The organism is Sorangium sp. So ce385 (assembly GCF_051474135.1).
Taxonomy (GTDB): Bacteria; Myxococcota_A; Polyangia; order Polyangiales; family Polyangiaceae; genus Sorangium; species Sorangium cellulosum_D.
In genome coordinates, this window is the sequence record NZ_CP150337.1 from 6,593,244 (window position 1) to 6,613,291 (window position 20,048).

The following is a 20,048-nucleotide window of genomic DNA, read 5'->3' on the forward strand; positions in this document are numbered from 1 at the left end:
GGACGCCGAGAAGAAGACGACACCGTGGGGCCCTTGGCGTCTTCTCGGTTCCCTCTTCGCTCGCTCGACGTGATCGGCGCTCTACCGGTGCATGGCGATGTCGTTGCGGGGGAAGGGCTTGATGCGCCGGTTGACCCGCACCGTCGACGGGGCAGGCTTGGCCCGCCCCGGGGTCCGCGCGGGGCGCGCGGCGGGCTTCTTCGCGGCCGGTCGGACCGCCTCGGTCGCCGGCGCGGCGTCGGGCTGGGTCGCCGCGGCGGCGGCCGGGGCGGGCTCCGGGATCTCCGGCGCGCGCAGCTGCCGCTGCGTCTCCACGACGCTGGCGAGGAGCGTCGCCTCGGTCGCGCCGGCCATCGCGGCGCTGCGGGGGGCGACGGCGGCGAGCGCGGCGCCGTCGGCCACGGGCGCGCCGTAGCGGGCGCCGAGGAACACGCCGGCGCCGGCGAGCATCACGCCGAGGGCGGCGGCCGTGGCGAGCCGCACCGAGGGCGGCCTGAGCTTCTTGCGGCTCGCGGTCGTCATCATGACCGTCGTCGTGCGATCGGGGACGTCGGCCTCGCAGGGATCCGTCTCCGCCAGCGCGAACGCCGAGGGCGCCGGCGCGGGGTGGCGACGGGTGACCGCGGTCTCCGGCGCGCTCGGGACGCGCATCGTGATCGGGCTCTCCGCGCCCGTGTCGCCGGTCGTGGCCCACGCCTCGGCGCCGCGCGTGCGCGGCGAGAGCGCCCGCTCCAGCGCGTCGGCCATCTCCTTGGCGGACCCGAAGCGCGCGCTCGGGTCGAGCTGAAGCGCCCTGCGCATCCAGTCGTCGAGGGCGGGGGGCGCCTCGGGCCGGAGCGCGCTCGGCGGCTTGAACTTGGCGGTGTGCACGAGCAGCGTCAGCGCCGCGAGCGAATCCCCGGAGAACGGGGCCTGCCCGGTGATCGCGTGGTAGGCGACGACGCCGAGCGACCAGAGATCCGCGCGGAAATCGAGGTCCTTCGAGCTGATGAGCTGCTCGGGGCTCATGTAGAGCGGCGTCCCCACGACGTTCCCGGTCGAGGTGACGCTCATGTCCCGGGCCCGCCGGGCGATGCCGAAGTCGAGCACCTTGACGAAGGTCTCCCCGTCCACCTCGGTCAGGAACAGGTTGTCCGGCTTGATGTCGCGGTGGACGATGCCGAGCCGGTGCGCCTGCCCCAGCGCCTTCGCCGCCTGCGTCACGATGCGCGCCACCTCGCCGAGCGGCAGCCGGCCCAGGCGGCGGATGCGGGCCCGGAGGTCCTCGCCGCGGAGCAGCTCCATCGCGATGTACGGCATGCCCTCCGCCGTGAGCCCGTGATCGAGGACCTGGGCGACGTGCGGGCTCGTGATCTGCGCCGCCGCGACCGCCTCTCGCCGGAACCGCTCCACGTAGCCCGGGTCGTCCACGAACTCGGGCGACATGAACTTCACGGCCACCTGCGACTTCAGCGGAAGGCGCTCGGCGACCCAGATGCTCCCCATCCCGCCCCGCCGGAGGATGCGTACGAGCCGCAGCGCAGGGGTCACCATCTGTCCGGTGTGCAGGGGCATACCTCTGCTACTCCTTACTCGAAAGAGGCCCGAGCTGGTGGTTCATGTCAGCTCTAGCCCAAAACTCGCGTACCTAGATCACTACGACGCCTTCATACGCTCTGCAAGGGAAACAAGTGCTCTCCCGCGGCGCCGCGCTCGGGGCCACCACCGCGGCCATCGCCGAGGCCCTCGCCGAGGATTCCCGAGCAATCATGGGCAGTTAGCGGCGTGGACGCGCATCGACCATGCACCGATGTCGGCGCATGGGCGCACAGGAGCACAAATATCGCCCCTTCGGTCGAAATCATGCTCTTGCGCGGGCGATGTCGGGAGATCCCGGAGGCGCGCTCATCGCACACGGCGACGGAGAGCGAGCGAATCGCCCCTCGCCCTCGTCCCGCGAGGTCGTCTCGTCGTGGTAGGCCGCGGCCGGCCGACGAGAGCATGGATGAAGAGACACAAAGCAGAGACGCCAAGAAGAGAGAGGATGAAGCCCATCCCGTCTCCTCTTGGCGGCTGCTTCTGTCTCGACGGCTACGTCTCTTGCCGTCCTCTCGCGTGGCGCCCTGGGCGCGCACTCGCGCCCGGGCGGTCTGTCCCCTGCTCAGCCCTGCTCAGCCCTGCTCAGCCCTTCGAGGGCTTCGGCCCGAGCGGCCCCCCGTCGCCCGGCATCCGCGCGTAGACGCCGGGGTGCGAGGCGGCGAGCCACTGGTTCACGTGGCTCATCACGTGCGGGCGCTCGGTCCTGAGCTGCAGGTAGCGCTGGCCGCGGGGGACGAGCACCTGCTCGGTGACGTTGCCGCCGAGCTGCTCGGCCAGCACCCGCACGACCGGCTCCACGTCGAAGAACTTGCAGCTGAACAGATCGAAGAACGCCTCGTCGCTGTCGGGGAAAATGTGCAGCGTGATGTGCGACTCGGCGATCATCACCATCGCGCTGATCACCGGGACCCCGTCCTTCGTGGCGGTCTTCACCACGAAGGGCCGCATGATCGGCGTCATCCCGATCTTCGCGGGCAGGTGATCGAAGATGTCGAAGAGCGCGTCGAGCGACGTCGGCCCGCGGTACGGGCTGAACTGCAGGAAGAGGTGGGGACCGAAGTCGGCCTCGGGGCTCACCACCTCGTGCCCCCGGCGCTCCTGGAGATCTCCGCCCTCGCCGCGATCGACCGTCTGCGTGAACACGCTGCGGCACGGGAGCGTCGTCTGGAGCATCATCTGGACGCGCTGGGGATCGAAGGCCCCCGGGTACACCAGATCCGCGAAGAAGCACTCGCGGAAGCTGAAGGTGTGGATCGTCAGGTGGCCGCCGAGCAGCAGCACGAAGGCGCTGATGCCGCAGTCCTCGGCCACGACGCCGTTGTAGTACGGGAGGATGAAGGGAGGCATCACCGGCTTCAGCCGGAGCACGCCGGGCACCTCCTCCAGAAGCTCCTGCGCCAGCTTCACGTCATCAAAACGGCTCCGGAAGCCGTGGAAGCCATCCATCGTGAAATGGGTGAGGTTCTTGCGCGCCTTATGCATGTTGCCCCTTCGTCGACGAGTTGAGCGATGCTACTCCACACGGAGCACGCGCGATCGGAGAAATTTCGCGCGCCGCCTTCCGCCCCCGGCGCGCGTGTGCGCCACCCGATGATCAGGTGGGGAAGCAGGGTACAAACATGGCTGTCGTGCGGCCATGGCCCGCGATCCGGTGCGGTTTCACGCATCGGCTCACCTCGCCGTGCACGATGAGCCCGCCGGGACGTCGCTCGACACTGCAGCGCTCGCCCGCCGCCCGTGCCCCTCGGCGACGGCCCTCGCCCGCGGAGGCCCAGCAGCCGCCAGCGAGGCTCGCGGGAAGAGAGGAGACGCTTGACTTCAAAAAAAGTCTTTCATTTGGCTTCGAGATGCCTTGATGGATCGCGCAGAGACCATGAAGCGAATCGCCTCCAGGCCGCGCGACCGCCGGCGCTCATGTCGGTCATGCAGCGCAGGAGTCGCGGGGACCGGACGACTCCGATGGGGAGCTCGGCGTCCGAGACGTGCCTGTCATCACGCGCTGCGACAGGCCAGCTCACCCGGGAGGCGGCCAACACCTCTCTCGGTTTCGGGATGCCGGCTCACTGAACGAGTTCACCCGGACAGCCCGGACGCCCCCGGAGCGCGCGTTGCGCCGGCGGAGGAAATCCACCCGCCGTGGATCACGGTGTCGAGGTGCGATAAAAATTGAAGCCCAGGTGTCATCCATCGTTGCCCGGACGCGCGCAGGCGTAGAATCGCCGTAGCTATGACCCGATCCCCCTCCGACAAGGACGCGAACAAAAAGGCACCGGTCAGCCCAGTGTCGTCGCGAGGGACCCCGCCGGAGACGATCCCGTCGCGCGGCAACACGAGCGGCAGCTACGTGCCGCCGGCGCCGCCCCCGGCGCGCAACAACAGCAGCTGCCTGCCGCCGGCGCCGGCGTCGAACCGCGGCGGCAGCACCCTCCCGCCCCCGCAGCACCCGGCCGCCCCGGCCCGCGGCAGCCACTTCCCGACCGACGCGCGCGTGCGGCGCGATCGGCCGAGCGCCACGGGCGCGGTGCACGGCGGCCACCCCTCGCCGGACGCGCGCTGGCGCGAGCGGCCGCTCGGCGCGGCCGCGGCGCGCAGCGGCCACGCGTTGCAGGATCCGTTCGATCGGTGGGACCCGCCCGAGGGCCCGCCCACCATGCCCGCGACCCAGCCGCCCGAGCCGCCGAGCTCGCGCGTGCCGGAGATGGCGCGCCACGAGGACGGGGGCCGCGGCCACGCGCCGGCCTCGTCGCCGGGCAGGCGCATCACGCCCGCCGCGCCGTCATCGCACCAGCAGCCTTCGCACCAGCCGTCGGCCCGCCCGGCGGCGGCGCGCGAGCCGCAGCGGCTCCACGAGCCGCACGGCGGCGGGCACGACCCGTACACGCCCATCAACCAGATCCTCGGCTACACGCGGCTGCTCGTCGCGTCGCTGCAGGGCAAGGTCGCGCCGCAGCACATCGAGGACATCCGCAACATCGAGCTCGCCTCGCGAAAGCTGCTCGGCATCGTGCAGGCGATGGAGAACGGCGACGAGGACGCGCCCTCGAGCGTGAACGTCAACGTCGCCTCCCCGCGCGAGGAGCCCGCGGTCCACGCCGAGATCGAGGGCGGCGGGCGCGGCGCGATCCTCGTGGTCGACGACAGCCGGGGCAACCGCGACGTGCTCTGCCGCGTGCTGCAGAACAACGGCTACCGCGCCGTCGCCGCCGAGGACGGCCCGCGCGCGCTCGGGCTCGCCGCGCGCGAGCGCTTCGACGCCGTGCTGCTCGACGTGAACATGCCCGGCATCAGCGGCCTCGGCGTGCTCTCCGCCCTGCGCCAGAGCCGGTCGGCGGCGGAGCTGCCCGTGATCATGGTGACCACGCGGGGCGCGAGCGAGGACGTCGTCGAGTCGCTCAAGCTCGGCGCCAACGACCACGTGACGAAGCCCATCGACTTCGACATCCTGCTCGGGCGCCTCGACACGCAGCTCACGCTGAAGCGCTCGCGCGAGCAGCTGTCGCAGCTCGCCGGGGAGCTGTCGGTCAAGAGCGAGTTCATCCGCAAGACGTTCGGCCGCTACCTGAGCGACGACGTGGTGAACCGCCTGCTCTCCTCGCCCGAGGCCCAGCTCCTCGGCGGCGAGGAGCGCGAGGTCACCATCATGATGACCGACCTGCGCAGCTTCACCACGATGACCGAGAACATGCCGCCCGAGGTCGTGATGCGCCTCCTGAACGGCTACCTCGGCGAGATGGCGCGCATCATCATCGCGCGCGGCGGCACGATCATCGAGTTCATCGGCGACGCGATCCTCGCGCTCTTCGGCGCGCCGTTCCCCACGGGCGACGACGCCCGCCGGGCGGTCGCCTGCGCGCTCGAGATGCAGATCGCGATGGACGCGGTGAACGAGAAGAACAGCGCGGAGGGGCTGCCGACGCTCCAGATGGGCATCGCGCTCAACACCGGCCCGGTGGTCGTCGGCAACATCGGCTCCGAGGCGCGCACGAAATACGGCGTGGTCGGCTCGCAGGTGAACCTGACGTCCCGCATCGAGTCGTGCACGGTGGGCCGCCAGATCCTCATCGCGGACACCACGCGCCGGGCCGCCGGCGCCGGCCTCCTGCTCGGCCAGAGCCACGCGCTGGCGGTCAAGGGGTTCTCGAACCGCGTGCTGTGCCACGAGCTCCTCGGCCTCGACAACCCCGAGCGGCTCTACCTGCCCGAGCGGCGCGTCGAGATCCTCGCGCTCTCGTCGCCCCTGCCGGTCGTGTGCGCGCGCCTCGCGGGCAAGCGCGTCGAGGGCGAGCCGCAGTCCGCCTTCATCCTCGGGCTCTCCCCCTTCGGCGCCGTGCTGCGGCTGCACCCGCGGCCCGCGCCGTTCACGAACCTCCAGCTCCACCCGTCCGTCGCGCTCGCCGAGCAGCTCGGCGGCGAGCTGCACGCGAAGGTGATCGAGCTCGACCCGCGCGCCGAGGACGTGGTGCGCATCCACTTCACGTCGTCGCCGCCGGGGCTCGCCGCGCTCGTGCAGGAGCTCCACCGCGCCGAGGCGTAGCCTCCCCGCCCCCCGGAAGGCGCGGGCTCCCTAGGCCTGCGGCGGCGCGGGAAGGCGGCGCGCGACAAGGAAGTACCCCAAGGGGAATTTCCTGCCGCTCCAGTGCGCGACCTTCCGGCCGGGCGACGACCGGGACCACGCGCTGACCACGCCCTGCGCCAGGGCCGCGATCGGATTCCCCACCACGGGAACGGCGGAGGCGCTCTTCGCGAAGACGTCGCACGCCACTTCCACCAGCCCGCCGATGCGCTCCATGACCAGCACCTCGAACCCGGCCTGCTCTGCCAAACGACGGTGCGCGAACTCGGTGTACCGGTAGTAGTCGTAGGGCTCTCCGTGCACCCAGTAGAAGAACGGCGTGTTCACGAAGGCGACGCCGCCAGGGCGCAGGATCCGCGCCATCTCCGCCCAGAGCGACTCCGGCCGCGCGATGTGCTCGAGCACGTCGGACAGGATCAGCGTGTCGAGCGAGGCATCCTCCAGCGGCAGCGCGCCGTTCAGATCGCACTCGAAGTCGAGGTGCGGCGTCTCGAACGCCGAATTGCTCCAGTCCACGCAGATCACGGACGAGACGTGGCTCCGGTAGGCCCCGTACAGCGGCACCGTCCCGCAACCGAGGTCCGCCGCGGCCCCGTGCGCGTACCGGGGAAGGTACTCGTCATAGAGCCTCGCGATGCAGTCGCCGGTCAGGCGCGAGCCCATGATGACCTCCCGCAGGTCGGTCGACGCGCGCAGCCTGCCGCCCCGCCGGACGAACTTCGTCTCTCGCCATGCCGCTTCGTTCTTCATGGCCCTGCTTATCCGACGGGCCCTCCGGCGCCGTCAACCGGAAGGCACCCGAAGCGCCCCGACGACGAGGCGGTCGCGCCCTCTCCGATGCCGCACGCCACGCCGACGGCGATGGACGTGTCGACGAGCGCGCGCGCGACGACGGCGCCGCGTCCCTCGCGCGCGGCGCCTTCGCCGGCAAACTCAGCGGTGCGCGGCGTTGCTTCGGACGAGCGCCTCGCCTACGCTCCGCCCTCGCAGCGCAGCGCGATTCCGTCACGCGGCCGCACACACCGAGGTAGCCGACGCACATGCGTTCCCTGACCATCGCGGGCCCTGCGGGCGCGCTCCACGTCGTCGATCATCCCGCCGCGGGCGCCCCTTCCCCCGCGGGCGCTCCGCCCGCCGCGGGCGCGGATCCCGCGCGCGAAGCGCTGCCCCTCGTGCTCGTGCACGGGATGGTCGGCCACGCGGGCTTCTGGGAGGCGCCGCTCGCGCACGCCTCTGGCCGGCGCCGCGCCGTGGCCATCGATCTCCGGGGGCACGGCGCGTCCGAGCCCCCCGCCGACGCGGACTACGCTCCTTCCGCGTGCGCGGCCGACGTGCTCGCGGTCCTCGACGCCCTGGCGCTCCCCCGCGTGGCGCTCGTCGGCCACAGCTACGGCGCGCTCGCGGCGCTCGCCGCCGCGGCCGCCCATCCGGAGCGGGTCGCCCGCCTCGTGCTCGCGGACCCGCCCCGCGACTTCTCGCAGGTCCCGGCGGCCGGCAAGGCGCAGCACTTCAAGCCTTATATCGCCGCGCTCGAGGCGGACGGCTGGCGGGACACCGCGGTGGCCACCTTCGACGAGGCGCTCGCGGGCAGCACGCCCGCGACGCGGGAGACGGTGCTCTCGCGCGCCGCCGCCGTGCCGCATGACCAGATGCTCGGCATGTCCCGCCACCTGCTCGAGTTCGAGGCCGCGAGCGCGCTGGACCGCTACCTCGCGGCCCCGGGCGCCCGCGCCCACGCCATCCTCGCCCCGTCGAACGCATGGCCGCTGAGCCTGCATGTGCTGCGGCCCGCGCTGACGTCCGTCGTGCTGCCGGGGACCAGCCACTGGCTGATGCTCGACGCTCCGTCCGCGTTCGCCGCGGCGCTCGAGGCCTGGCTCGACGCCCCCTGACGGGACGCCCCCGCCTTTGCGGCGCGGCCCGCCCGGCGCACACTGCCGCCATGCGCGACGACGACCTCTCCCGGCTCACCGCGAGGACCCTCGGTCACTACGACGATCACGCCCTGTCGTTCTGGGAGGGCACGCGGGATCACGACGTCTCGCAGAACCGCGCGGCGCTGCTCGCGGCGCTGGAGGGGGCGGGCCCGTTCACGATCCTCGATCTCGGCTGCGGCCCCGGGCGCGACCTAGCGGCGTTCCGCGCCGCGGGGCACATCCCGGTCGGGCTCGATGGGTCGGCGCGGTTCGTCGAGATGGCGCGGCAGCACGCCGGGTGCGAGGTGCTCCACCAGGATTTTTTGCGCCTCGATCTCGGGGCCGAGCGCTTCGACGGGATCTTCGCCAATGCGTCGCTGTTCCACGTCCCGAGCCGCGAGCTGCCGCGCGTGCTCCGCGAGCTCCACGCCGCGCTCCGCCCGCGCGGCGTGCTCTTCAGCTCGAACCCGCGCGGCGACGATCGCGAGGGGTGGTCGGGCGACCGCTACGGCTGTTACTGGTCGCTCGAGCGGTGGCGGGAGCAGGTGAGCGCCGCCGGGTTCGAGGAGATCGAGCATTACTACCGCCCCGCGGGCCGGCCGCGCGAGCAGCAGCCGTGGCTGGCGACGGTGTGGCGCAAGCGCTGAGCGGCGGCGCCCGTTCGAGCGCCGGCCCGGCGCTCCGGCCCGGCGCTCCGACCCGCGGCGACGCTCGCGTCAGTGCGCCCTGAGCGCGGGCCGGCAGGACGCGGGCGGGCACACGGCGGGCGCGCCGGCGGCGGAGCCGCGGGCCACGGCCGGGGCCAGGGCGACGATGACGAGGACCAGCGCCACGACGAGGACGAGCCCGCCGCGCAGGGTGAGGAGGTCGGCGACGAGGCCGATCGCCGGCGGCCCGACGAGGAAGCCGCCGTAGGACATGGTGGCGAGCGTCGAGAGCGCCCTCCCCGGCGCGACGCCGGGGGCGCTCGCCCCGGCGCGGAAGACGAGCGGCACCACGACGGACAGGCCGGCGCCCACGCACCCGAAGCCCAGCAGCATGGCGATCGGGACGTTGACGAGCAGCGCCGCGCCCAGCCCGGCCGCGACGACGAGCGCGGCCGTGCGCACGAGCCGCTCGGCGCCGAACCGCTGCGTCAGCCCGTCCCCGGAGAACCGCCCGAGGAGCATCGCCAGCGAGAACACGGCGTATCCGGTCGCGGCCACGGCCGCGGTGGTGTGGAGCTCGTCGCGGAGGTAGACCGCCGACCAGTTGGCCATCGCGCCCTCGCCGATGGAGGAGCAGAACGCGATGAGGCCGAGCAGGAGGAGCCGGGTCGAGCGGCGCTCCCCCGGGGCGCCGGCGGCCGCCGCGGCCGGGGCCTCGGGGCGCGCGTCGGCCGAGAGCGCGGCGCCCGCGGCGGTGACGGCGGCGGCGAGGACGGCGGCGACCGCGAAGAGGTGCGCCGCGGGCGACACCGCCCGGTCGGCCGCGAGCGCGCCGAGGGACGCGCCGACGAGGCCGCCGAGGCTGAACATGCCGTGGAACGAGGCGAGGATCGGCCTGCGGTGGCGCCGCTCGACCTCGACGGCCTGCGCGTTCATGGCGACGTCCATGAGGCCGTTGCTCGCGCCGAGCAGCAGGAGCGCGGCGACGAGCGCGGCGAAGGAGGGCGCGAGCGCCGGCAGGGGCAGCGCCGCGCAGAGGAGCACGGCCGAGACGCGGGTGACGCGCCGGCTGCCGAAGCGGGCGATGAGCGGCCCGGCGGCGCGAAAGGCCAGCATCGCGCCGACGGCGACGCCCAGCAGGGCGAGGCCGAGCGCGCTGTCGCGCAGCGCGAGCCGCTCGCGGACCGCGGGGACACGCGCGGCCCAGGAGGCGAAGGCGATGCCGTTCGCCACGAACATCACGGAGACGGCGCGCCGGGCGCGCGCGACGTCGCCGACGGGTGCTGGGGGCGCGAGCATCACGGCACCCTCCGCGCCGCGCCGGACGGGGCGCGGGCGCTGCGCCGATCGAGGATGGCCGTCCAGCAGACGGCAGGGTGAGCAGGAAGCGTTCCAGAATCTTCGTGCATTATCGTGAACATCAAGGAAGAATCTTGCAGCCGAACACGGCCTTCGCAAGGACGTTCGTGCACAAACAGGAACCAACGTGCAAAACAACGCAGACAACTCCGGGCTCATGGTCGCCGAACGGCGGCGGCATATTCTCGCCGTACTGGAACGTGACGGGAAGGTGGTGGCGGCCGAGCTGAGCCGCGCGTTCGGCGTCTCGGAGGACACGATCCGGCGCGATCTGCGCGAGATGGCGAACGAGGGGCTGCTGCAGCGGGTGCACGGGGGCGGTCTGCCGCTCGCCCGGGTGAACCCGAGCTTCCCTGCGCGGGAGCGGCAGCAGCCGCGCGTGAAGGACGAGCTCGCGCGGGCGGCGGCCACGTTGATCAAGAAGGGTCAGGTGGTGTTCATCGACAGCGGCACGACGAACGTGGCTGTGGCGCGCCACCTGCCGCGCGATCTAGAGGCGACGGTCGTGACCAACAGCCCTCCTGTGGCGATCGCGCTGTCCGAGCACCCGCGCGTCGAGGTGGTGCTGCTCGGCGGGCGCATGCGGAAGGATCCGCTGGCCGCCGCGGACGCGGTGACCATCGCGGGGGTGCGGCAGATCCGGGCGGACCTCTGCTATCTCGGCGTGTGCACGCTGGATCCGACGTTCGGCATCACCACGGTGGATCTGGACGAGTCGTACGTGAAGCGGGCGATGGTCGAGGCCTCGGCGGAGGTCGTCGCGCTGGCGACGGCGGACAAGCTCGGCACGGTGTCTCCGTACGTCGTCGCGCCGCTGGGCGAGCTGACGTGGCTCTTCACCGAGCGCGGGGTGTCGAAGGACGCGCTCGCTCCTTATCGGGAGGCGGGGGTCACCATCACGCAGGCGCTGGAGGAGGAGCCGGCGTAGCGGCGCTCGACCCGGCGCGCGAGGAGGAGCCTTGCCGACCGGCGCGGCCCGCGGCGAGGGAGCTCGTCGGCGCCCACGACGCGCTCGAATTTCAATCTCGCTCTGCGCTCCTCAGTCAGAGTTGGGCCAGGTGAGGATTCCCGCCCGCGGGTATGGCCCGAACCCCGTGAATGGGCTCCAGTCAGATTCGCGTTCTATCACCGCGTGCACCCACGCTTCGTGCGATTCCGCGAGACGTGCCCGGTCGGTCACGATGCCGACGATGCGACACTCGCACAGAACGCGGTCAACGATGTCCGCATCCTCGTGATCGAGCCCGCGCATAGCGCCGCTACCCATGTACTTCGGTCCCTCGAAGTGGGACGTGAGGGCGAGCCACCCATCGTCTGGGTCCAACGGAACGAATACACCCTCAATCTCGGGTTGCATACAAATGTGGCCACAGGTCTGGTTCGAGTAGATGACCCCGCTCGGGTAGGGGATGATCAAGCCGAGGCCCGCGTCGTAGAGCCTGATGCGTCTGCTCATCGCGCTCGGCTGTCGTCAGGAGAGCACTTCGGCGGCGGTCTTCGCACCAAGGACGTTATCGATCCAGCGGTCGAGGGTCGCAATGTCGGTGCATGCCTGGATGCGTGCGCTCTCGTTCTCGGTGAGCCCGATCCCTGCACGCGCGAGCAGCCGCAACGGCGTATCCCTCTTGCCCTCGAGCTTGCCCTCACGCATGCCCTCGAGCTTGCCCTCACGCTCGGTGTACCGCCTGTCACTCGTTCCAGTTCTTCCAATCGTTCCAATTCTTGGACTGAGTCTGCCACACGCCCGTGTTGTTGTAGTCGCCACCGTCTTTGAGGAACGCGTCCTTGCGGGAGTTCTCCCCGCCGAGGTGCCAACGCATCCAAGCAACGTTCGCTCCGGCGCCGTCCCAAGGCCCCGAGCCGTGACCACCGCCCTTCATCTTGCCGAGCCAGACTGGCCCCTTGTTGCCGGCGTTGTTGAAGTCACCCTCGGCGTTGGGCGCCTCTTGACCCGTTTCACCGTAGATGATGCCGACAGGGATCTTGAGATTGACGAGGGCGTTGTGCTCGAAGGAGCCGCTGTTGTTGAGCAACGCGGTGGAGACGCGCTCATCGGTTTGAGCAGCCGCTTCCGACGACAGCCCGCCCATCGAGTGCCCGAACACACCAACGCGGTCGAGGATCAAGCGGCCGTACATGGGGCTGTTCTGATCGGCGTCCTGAGCCTCCAGCCAATCGATCGCCGCCGACATGAGCACGGCGTCGCCCGTCGACTCTCGAATACCGACGAGGACGAAGCCGTGCGAGGCCATGCGCGTCAGCAGCTGTAGGTAGTCGCGAGGAGGGGTACCTCCGCCCGGACCCCAAATGGCCACCGGGTGCTTCTTGTTGGGCTCGGTGGTGAGCGTCGTCGGCCTGACGAGAATGTGGCCACCGCCGCTGAACGAGAGGTCCTGAACCGTCGTCTCGAGCGGTCCGTTAGCGTTCACATTGTCACCCGCCAGCACCACTTCGGGCCGATTGACCTGGCCGCCGCTACCGCCCGCGCCCGAGTCGCTGCCTCCGGAGCTCGTGCCGGTGCCTGCGGACCCCGCAGTGGTACCACCCGAGCTGTTGCCAGCGGCCTCGCCCGTGCCGCCCGCTCCGGCGGGGTCAGCGCCGCCGCCAGAGCTGGTATCGGTTCCGCCCAAGCCCGCGGCACCCGAGCTCGAACCGCTCGCCCCTGGGCTGTAGCCGTCGCCGGGAGCGGACTCGCTCGAGCAAGCAAGAACTAGAATGAGAACAGAAGGAGCTAGTTGCCTCATGGGATACCTCGGAGCTCCGAGCGCGCTTTCTTGACGACGGCCCTCAGGCCAACCTGCTACCGGAGCGGAAAAATCCGAACGACTCGCTGCTGTGCGGCGGCTGCGATGTGAGCGCACACATGACCCGATTCCGCTACGAAGTCCACCTATTCCGCTGCCGCGCGATTGTTCAAACCGCGCTAAACTCGAGGACTTCGGCCGGACGGCTCTAGCGCCCGACGGCGGGAGTATCGTCACCTCGTGAGCCTGACCGAGCCGACCGACCTTCCCATGCCGGAGGTTGACGCCAATGGGGTCGACCAGTAGTGTACAGCTATACGGTAGGATGCCTTCCGCTTGGTGCCAGTAGTGTACAGCTATACGGTAGGATGCCTTCCGCTTGGTGCGACGTCGCGGTAATCGCAGGCGGTTCACGAGTGGAAGGCCTGTCTGATCGCATAAGGCCCGTTCTGTCGACAAACTCGTACAGTCGGACTGCACGAGCCAGCAACGGCTCCGAGAATCTTGCTTTGCGGAACGCGTTTGCTTGTCCTTCTATGGAACGTAGTGTCAAGCCAGATCCCTCCCGATCGCCGACCGTCCTCTTCAACGGAGGCGTCCGCTCCCAGTCGGCACGTGCGGCGTGGCTTGTCCGGGTTCGGCTGGCTTTTGCGACGGGGCTTGCCCGCGTTCAGCTGGCAAGCGCGGCGAGCCTTGAGCGCTTCGCGGTCGGTCACGCGTCCGCGATTGGCGTTGGAACCGCTGGCCAGTACGGAGGATGACGGTAGCTCCCTTTCTGGGGTGTTTTCGCTGGCATCCTCGACGAGATCGAAGCCCTGTTGTTCTCGCGCACGGAGCGGGAACCATCCTTCTATCTGGGCCTCTTCTGACCATGGCTTCTTTCGGTACTCCGAGGGGGCATAGCCTATCCGAGGGACCTCAGGTCGACTGCGCCTGGGCCAGGACAAGCATGGATACTCACCCTCGAACCTTGCTCGTCTCCAGCTGCTGCGCCGGCGATTACACCGCTGCTGGGGATTGATAAATCCACACGTGAGACGAGTCTTTAGCCTTGCTTGCGATGCTTCGTCAGGTCGTACTTCTCCTTGCTCTTCCACATCGAAAGAGCGATTGCGGCGATCTTGCGGGCGATCGTCAGCTTCGCCAGGTTCGGCTTCGTGCCCGCATCGATCAGCCGCTGGTAGTCCTGTTGCAACGGCTCGTTCGGCAGCTGCGTGATCACCGTCGTCGCCGCGCCCTTGAAGACGTTCTTCAGCGTGCGGTTGTGATTCAGGTTCAAGCCGCGCGTCTTCTGTACCTCGGCCCGCCTCCAGCCGCCTTCTTTGTTCTGGATCCAGTCCGACGTCGAGCGCATCACGATCCCGAGGCCGCAATACGACCAGAACTGCCGCTTGGTCCGGAACCGCGCCGGCGACACGACGATGGGCATCATCTGCGCCACCCGGATCGGCCCCGGCCCAGGGCACGACTCGAGCACCCGGCTCATCGGGTGTCGGTGCGCTTCGGCGACGAGGCCCTTCTCCGCTCGCCGCCGCACCGCTTCCACCGCATCGTACTGCGCGTAGAGCATCGTCGCCGCCGCACGGCTCGCGTTGGGCAGCTTCTCCAAAAACTCCCCGCGGCCCTGCTCCGAGTACACGCTCTTGCCCGCCACGGCCACGCCGCGCGACCGAAGCAACGCTTGGATCCGGTTCTGCACCCGCACCACGTCCTGCACGATCATCGCGTGGGTGCGGCCCAGTTCCCCCAGCGTCTTGTACTCGCCCACCTCCTTGAACACGCGCGTCTTGATCGCTCCCGTGCGCAGTTGCTCGGCCAGCCGGAACGCGTCGCGCTCGTCGCTCTTCTGGCCTCGGCTCTCCGAGACCATCGCCACCACGATCTCCTCCGCGTGCGGCGAGAGGATCTCGTAGAGCCACCTGCTTTGCGTCCCTTCCTCGAACGCCACGTGCCTCTTGCCGGTGATCGTCTTGAGTTGCTCCACGAGCGCTTGGCCGTTCGTCTCGACCACGTGCGACCCCTGCCGCTTGCCGCTCTCCCCAATCACCGCAAACGTCCTGCTTGCGGCGTGAACATCCAGACCGATATAGTTCTGCACTGGCGCCCCCTTTCGCAGCTGCGTGGACCTGCAAACCAGCGCTGGCCTCGACGAACGGAGGGCGCCAGCCCTTCCGCAGGCTCGCTGTCATGGGCTCGCTCGCCTCGACGCCACCCTCGCGGCCAGTCAGCCCCACCTGCCCCGAGCTCGAGCCCCCAGCGGAGCGCCCCTCCGCCGTCGCCCACGGTTCGCGTGAGGCACCGCGCGCAGCTCGTGTCCGGGCCGCCGCAGGCGCCCGCGCAGCGGGGCGATGCGCCTGGACACGAGCGAGCACGGTGCCACCGTCCCCAGGCGACGGCGAAGATGCGCCCACGTCGCCGGTCGGACCGGCGCCGTCGGCGCATGCGGGGATCTGCGGGCACGCGGAGGGCGAGCGCGACGATGGTCGCCAGGATCACCACCGCCCCCCAATAGACCCGCGGCCCGAGGAAGCGCACCGACGGCGGCATCGCGCGCTTCCGACAGCCCTCGCGCCGGCAGCACAAGCTGAACCGACGGGCGAACGCCTCGCCCGCTGGCGCGACGAGGGCCCCACGCGGCTTGCGGTCGCAGTCGCACCGGTGCAGCGGCCCGTCGCACACGGGGCAGCCCTCGGCCGCGACCCGGCGCGTCACCGCCTCGTCCACCTCCACCAGCATCCTGAAGAACCCGCGCCCAAGATGGGGGTCGTCCAGCATGGTCTACCTCCGGTCCTGAAACCCGGAGGGGAGCCCCCTCGGACGAACTTCACCAAGTTCAGTGAGGGGGCTTCCTTGTGCGCCCCTCAAACAAGTTGATCAGGATGGGCCCCAGCCCCCTCCATCTCCCTGACGGTTCTCATTCGCGCGCGGGCGGCTCGTCGGAGCGCGCCGTCGGGAAGGTCGCGGTCACGGCGCGCTGACTGCCGAACGCTTGGGGCTGCACACGATGCCGCCCGTGCAGCAGCGTCGCCCGCCAGCGCGGCCCGCCAACCGCGCGCCTGGAGCCGCCGACCGCGCGAGGGTAGCTACTCCTGCCACATCCGAACCTCCGTTGTTGTGGCGTTTCGGGTTCGGGACAGAGCCTGAACGAGCGCGCGTGAGGCGGCCCGAAATGGTAATTCCGACGATCCGGTAACTCGTCGCGAGTTACCTGGATCTAGTCAGGCGGGGAACCCGCTCTGATGACGCGCAGTTAGGCCGTTTCGAGAGAGCGCCCGAGGGGCCGATTTTGGAGGGGCGCGAAGGGGTCGATTTGGTAATTTCGCGCGGGGTCGGCTGCGCGTCTCCGGCGAGCCGCCGACCTCCGTTTTGTCGCATGCGACAGGGCGGCGCGCGCCGGGCACAACCGCGGGCCGGCCCGAGCGGCGCTGCGCGAGCTCGTCCTGGCGGACGCCGGGGCGGCCTGGGGCTGGCGCCTGGACGCGAGCACGCGGCGGGGCGCGAACTCGGCGCACGGGGCCGCGGAGCTCGTCCACACGGGAGGCTGACGGCAGGCGGAGCTCGTCCAGGTGGACGTACGCGCGGCCGGCGGACGCGGCGCCGGGAGGGCTGGCCCCGCTCGACGGCCGGGCGGTGGGATCGCCGGAGGGGTCACCCCGCACACCGAGGTCACCTGATCGGGCCCCAGCGAATGCCAGTCAGGTCACGGTGCCACGTGAGAACCGGCGTCCTCTTGGTCGCACGTTACATCAGACTTTCATGCCGTCACCCTCGCCAGGCGCCGACTCTTGTACTGTGCTTTAACGCTCTTTAAAGTTGAACGGAAAAATGAAGGCTTCGCCCTGGCAGGTTTGTGGTTCGGTGCTTTTGTAGACGCATGAGCTCGCGGCGCTGGTACGAGCTCGCGTGCGGAGTTGTCCGCGCGCCGAGCCACGTCCTGGAAGAGTGTTTCCAGATGAACAAGCAGACCCGGTGCCACCTGCGCGCGATCGCACGGCTGCACCCCGAGATCGGCAACCTGTGTGATCAGCTTGAAGCGCGCTGGAACGCCGTGCGAAGGATCGCGCACGCGCCGGGGGCGGCGGAGCAGTGGGAGCGCGCGGCGCAGGTGCTCGGTGAGCTCGTGGAGAAGCGCCGGGCGACGGCGCCACGCCGGTCGAGGCTGGAGGCTGCGCGCCTGGAGGCGCTGAAGCGAATGGGACCGCCGATGGAGGGGGGAGGAAGACTTGCAAGCAGCCTGCGAGCAGCGTGGGAGGCGGCAGAGCGCGGGACGCCCGCGGTCTCAAGCCCACGTCCGAGCGATCGGCATGCTAGTCTGCGGTGCAGAGCTACCCGCCGGGAAGCGCGCCAGTCGAGCACATGAAGCGGCGTCGCGTTGGACTTTCGCCGCGTACCTCTCCCGTGCGTGCCGATCGCGCCCGCTCGCCGATCCTAATTCAGGGAGCAGGCGACGCTGGCGCACGCGCGACGTCGTGCAGCTCCAGGTGCGTCAAGGAGTGCTGCCACGGCGCCGGTACGGCGCCGCGCTCGGCCCGATGGACGAGGCCGACGGCGCAACGTTCGCCGACGTCCGCCTCGATCTCTGCGACGGCGTCGCGCCCGCCCGGGGTGGACAAGGCCCGATGGGTGGCTCTACGTCGCCTCCACGCGCGGCGTCGCCGGAGCGCGCGAATTACCAAATCGAGTCCTTCGCAAGCCCCCATTTTCTGCCCCTCGGCAGGGCTTTCCAGAACACCCAACCCCGCGATGCAACAGGGTGTTTTCCCCAGGCAGGTCTCCGGGCAATTCATGTCGAATCACCGGCGACACGGAATTACCGTTTCGTGCTCCTTTCAGAAGCGGCGGTCACGGTCGCGCACGAACCCGACACGAATGAAGGTATAGTATGACACGAGCGGCTCTCGCGCGTGTTTCCGGCACCGCTTGCTCTTCGTCAGGCTGGTAACGGCACGCTCGCCATCGACAGAGAGAGCCTGGAGACGCCCGCCGGCGGATGGTCCAGCCCGAAGGTGATCGGCCAGCCAGCGACGGCGACGGCAACCGCAACGCTCGCGATCCCGCTGGATGGGCTGACGATCACGGCGCCGCAGCCGGAGATGCGATTGTCATCCATCGGCTACTGGCACTGGCTGCCTACCCCGCGCGCATCATCGCGCACAACCCGCTGCCACGCGGGTGGATTCCGAAGATAGAGAATAACAAGGCAAAGGGTTACTTGTACCCCGACGAGGATGCTTATCGCGAGCTCTGGCCGGACAATCGGCGTGTCTTCGTCGGGCCAAAGTGTGACTCCTTGCCGGGTTGTCACGGGGCGGAACGCTTCAGAGAACACCTCCAACGCGCGGGAGTCGATCGACCCGAGCTGTTCGAGACCACGGAGTCGAGGCTGAACATCCGATTGCACGACACTCGAGCGACCTTCATTACCATCAAGCTCGCGAATGGTCGCACGGAGACGTGGATCTCCGACCGAACCGGACACAAGTCGAGCGGCCAGATCCACCACTACAAGCGCGCCGCGCGCAAGATCGCCGAGCTTGGGCTGGGCGACTTTGCCCCCCCTGGACGAGGCGATCCCCGAGCTGAGAGGAAAGGGCGGCTCGGTAGGAGGAGGCCAACCCGCGTCCGCTGGAGCAGGCATGGGCTCGGCGAGCGCCGAAGCTTCCGCCTCCGGCGCGCCGCCCGGTCAGACGGCGCCCCCGGACGACGTCCCCGCCCCCGCCACGGCGGACGCTGGCGCCTTCACAGGCGGTTCGTTGGGCCCGCGTTGGGCCACGCCGGAAGAGGACTCGGCCACGCGGCAGTCGGAACCAATTGAAATAATAGATATTTCTGCCGCTGACGCCTCGGCGCCGGAGATGTCCTCACGGAACATCTCGACGAGGGCGTTGTGCTCGAGCGTCGGCATGACGCTCGGCCTCGAGCATGCCCCATGCCGACACGAAATGACGGGAAAACCCGAGGAGAGAGCCAGCTCAGGGGGTGGCGGCGCCATGGCGGAGGCGGCGGCGACCACGCCCCGCTCCACGGCAGATCGGCAAGACGCATTCCTCTCTCCGCTCATGCTGAGACCAGCCATCGATCTGTCGGTCGCGCGCGCCTGCGGCTCCCTCGATCAACGCCACGCTGCTCGACAATCACGGTGTCACGCCGCTGGAGACGCTGCCGCCGATCGTGTGCGACTGATCACGGGCCCTCTCTCCGGGCCAGTCCGACCACCGCCATCGCCCTGTAGCAATCTAGAGCAGCCCGGAGACCAACCCCAGGACACCGCACGTCAGGCCCCCCGAGGAGAGCGCGACGAGGGGCTCGAGGCTCGAGGCGATCGACTCCGGGTAAACCCCGCGCCGGGGGGCCCAGCAGGTCGGCGCGCCCGCGCCGTCCCGATCGCAGACGGCACCGCAATGGCCGAGGAGGGTGAGCCCGCACGTGGGCGACTGCCCGCAGACGCGCTGGACGGTCTTCGCGCTCAGCGCCACGCCGCAGTCGTCGATCAGGGAATTGTCGGCGCAGGCGAACGCGGTCGGGTGGGCCGGCTCGAAGAGATCGCCGAACATGATCGCGTCCCGGACCGTGTACTCCGACGCCTCGCCGTCCGACGCGTCGGCGAGCCCCGGGTGGCCGCCGGTCAGGTGGACGGCGACCTGCGCGCCCAGCGCGTTCAGCGACTGCAGCAGACACGCCGTCATCCAGCGCCGCGACGCGCCGTCCGAGAGCGGCGAGGAGGCCCACGACGGCGCGAGCCCGATCCACCCGGCGAACGATCGATCGAAGCGCGCCTCCACCGCCGCCCCCGCTGGCAGGGCGCAGGCGACGACGCGCTCCACAAGGTGCCTGCCCTGCTCGCTCGCGAGGAGCGCCGCCCCTGCGCCGCTGTCCAAGCCAGCCGGGAGCGGCGCCTGCGCCAGCGCCCGCAGCGCCTGCTGCGTCGAGGGCTTCCAGAAATAAGCCGGCTCGAGGCCGTTCATCACGATGATCTCCTGCTCCGCGACAAGGACCGACTCGCCGTCGTCGGCCGGCGCCGCACCGCACCCGACCGCAAGCACGCAGAAACCGATCACCCCGGCAGCATCGATCCTTACGCGAAGCATGACCTCATCCTCCAGTTAAGGCGCACGTGCGTGCGCATCACACCCGGTTCAGCGGCCACTCCTAAGCAATTCCCGAGCCGCGGCAGCGTCCGGCCGGTCGTCCGCTCCGGCGGCCACCGCGCCGCGGCCGCCGCAACCGGGCT

General features: G+C 70.3%; 14 protein-coding genes. 4 read left to right on the forward strand and 10 right to left on the reverse strand.

Translation table 11 applies throughout. The features are described 5' to 3' along the window. Nucleotides 1-81: 81 nt before the first annotated feature. Nucleotides 82-1,554, reverse strand: coding sequence for a serine/threonine-protein kinase (locus WME83_RS24105; RefSeq protein ID WP_437321621.1), 1,473 nt, complete (start codon nt 1,552-1,554; stop codon nt 82-84). 606 nt (nt 1,555-2,160) lie between these two features. After that, the gene (locus WME83_RS24110; RefSeq protein ID WP_020736745.1) at nt 2,161-3,060 is read right to left on the reverse strand and encodes an S-adenosylmethionine decarboxylase; all 900 of its coding nucleotides are present in this window, start codon (nt 3,058-3,060) and stop codon (nt 2,161-2,163) included. 745 nt (nt 3,061-3,805) lie between these two features. Here WME83_RS24110 and WME83_RS24115 point away from each other — a divergent pair. Beyond that, nucleotides 3,806-6,112: a response regulator gene (locus WME83_RS24115; RefSeq protein ID WP_437321622.1), complete on the forward strand. Its 2,307-nt coding sequence runs from the start codon at nt 3,806-3,808 to the stop codon at nt 6,110-6,112. A 30-nt stretch (nt 6,113-6,142) separates the two neighbouring features. Here the strand turns inward: WME83_RS24115 and WME83_RS24120 are convergent, their stop codons facing one another. Continuing rightward, nucleotides 6,143-6,901 carry a class I SAM-dependent methyltransferase gene (locus WME83_RS24120; RefSeq protein WP_437321623.1) on the reverse strand — a complete coding sequence of 253 codons (759 nt, stop codon included), beginning with the start codon at nt 6,899-6,901 and terminating at the stop codon, nt 6,143-6,145. A 290-nt stretch (nt 6,902-7,191) separates the two neighbouring features. On the opposite strand from WME83_RS24120, the gene WME83_RS24125 reads away from it, so the two are divergent. Both WME83_RS24125 and WME83_RS24130 read left to right on the forward strand, forming a co-directional pair. Then, a complete protein-coding gene (locus WME83_RS24125) occupies nt 7,192-8,043 on the forward strand; it encodes an alpha/beta fold hydrolase (protein ID WP_437321624.1) in 852 nt (283 codons plus the stop codon). A 50-nt stretch (nt 8,044-8,093) separates the two neighbouring features. Continuing rightward, nucleotides 8,094-8,714, forward strand: a complete 621-nt coding sequence (locus WME83_RS24130; protein ID WP_437321625.1) for a class I SAM-dependent methyltransferase — start codon at nt 8,094-8,096, stop codon at nt 8,712-8,714. 69 nt (nt 8,715-8,783) lie between these two features. Here the strand turns inward: WME83_RS24130 and WME83_RS24135 are convergent, their stop codons facing one another. Continuing rightward, nucleotides 8,784-10,013: an MFS transporter gene (locus WME83_RS24135; protein ID WP_437322035.1), complete on the reverse strand. Its 1,230-nt coding sequence runs from the start codon at nt 10,011-10,013 to the stop codon at nt 8,784-8,786. 187 nt (nt 10,014-10,200) lie between these two features. Between WME83_RS24135 and WME83_RS24140 the strand changes: the two genes are divergently transcribed. Continuing rightward, on the forward strand, nt 10,201-11,001 hold the full coding sequence (locus WME83_RS24140) for a DeoR/GlpR family DNA-binding transcription regulator (RefSeq protein WP_437321626.1): 801 nt from the start codon (nt 10,201-10,203) through the stop codon (nt 10,999-11,001). Between the two features lie 111 nt (nt 11,002-11,112). Here WME83_RS24140 and WME83_RS24145 read toward each other — a convergent pair whose 3' ends face one another. From WME83_RS24145 to WME83_RS24170, 6 genes are all read right to left on the reverse strand, one after another. Next, nucleotides 11,113-11,529 carry a DUF6210 family protein gene (locus tag WME83_RS24145; RefSeq protein ID WP_437321627.1) on the reverse strand — a complete coding sequence of 139 codons (417 nt, stop codon included), beginning with the start codon at nt 11,527-11,529 and terminating at the stop codon, nt 11,113-11,115. Between the two features lie 15 nt (nt 11,530-11,544). Beyond that, entirely contained in the window at nt 11,545-11,724 is a 180-nt protein-coding gene (locus WME83_RS24150; RefSeq protein WP_437321628.1) for a hypothetical protein, read from the reverse strand. 37 nt (nt 11,725-11,761) lie between these two features. After that, entirely contained in the window at nt 11,762-12,703 is a 942-nt protein-coding gene (locus WME83_RS24155) for a poly(ethylene terephthalate) hydrolase family protein (protein ID WP_437321629.1), read from the reverse strand. A 1,159-nt stretch (nt 12,704-13,862) separates the two neighbouring features. Next, nucleotides 13,863-14,915, reverse strand: coding sequence for an IS110 family transposase (locus WME83_RS24160; protein WP_437321630.1), 1,053 nt, complete (start codon nt 14,913-14,915; stop codon nt 13,863-13,865). Between the two features lie 2,832 nt (nt 14,916-17,747). After that, nucleotides 17,748-17,927 carry a hypothetical protein gene (locus tag WME83_RS24165; protein ID WP_437321631.1) on the reverse strand — a complete coding sequence of 60 codons (180 nt, stop codon included), beginning with the start codon at nt 17,925-17,927 and terminating at the stop codon, nt 17,748-17,750. A 1,126-nt stretch (nt 17,928-19,053) separates the two neighbouring features. After that, complete coding sequence (locus WME83_RS24170; protein ID WP_437321632.1) at nt 19,054-19,905, reverse strand: hypothetical protein; 852 nt, start codon at nt 19,903-19,905, stop codon at nt 19,054-19,056. Nucleotides 19,906-20,048 lie beyond the last annotated feature (143 nt).

Coding starts and splice junctions, on each gene's coding strand:
- WME83_RS24105 (WP_437321621.1), bottom strand. CDS start 1,554: ATGCCCCTGCACACCGGACAGATGGTGACCCCTGCGCTGCGGCTCGTA.
- WME83_RS24110 (WP_020736745.1), bottom strand. CDS start 3,060: ATGCATAAGGCGCGCAAGAACCTCACCCATTTCACGATGGATGGCTTC.
- WME83_RS24115 (WP_437321622.1), top strand. CDS start 3,806: ATGACCCGATCCCCCTCCGACAAGGACGCGAACAAAAAGGCACCGGTC.
- WME83_RS24120 (WP_437321623.1), bottom strand. CDS start 6,901: ATGAAGAACGAAGCGGCATGGCGAGAGACGAAGTTCGTCCGGCGGGGC.
- WME83_RS24125 (WP_437321624.1), top strand. CDS start 7,192: ATGCGTTCCCTGACCATCGCGGGCCCTGCGGGCGCGCTCCACGTCGTC.
- WME83_RS24130 (WP_437321625.1), top strand. CDS start 8,094: ATGCGCGACGACGACCTCTCCCGGCTCACCGCGAGGACCCTCGGTCAC.
- WME83_RS24135 (WP_437322035.1), bottom strand. CDS start 10,013: ATGCTCGCGCCCCCAGCACCCGTCGGCGACGTCGCGCGCGCCCGGCGC.
- WME83_RS24145 (WP_437321627.1), bottom strand. CDS start 11,529: ATGAGCAGACGCATCAGGCTCTACGACGCGGGCCTCGGCTTGATCATC.
- WME83_RS24150 (WP_437321628.1), bottom strand. CDS start 11,724: ATGCGTGAGGGCAAGCTCGAGGGCAAGAGGGATACGCCGTTGCGGCTG.
- WME83_RS24165 (WP_437321631.1), bottom strand. CDS start 17,927: ATGGATGACAATCGCATCTCCGGCTGCGGCGCCGTGATCGTCAGCCCA.
- WME83_RS24170 (WP_437321632.1), bottom strand. CDS start 19,905: ATGCTTCGCGTAAGGATCGATGCTGCCGGGGTGATCGGTTTCTGCGTG.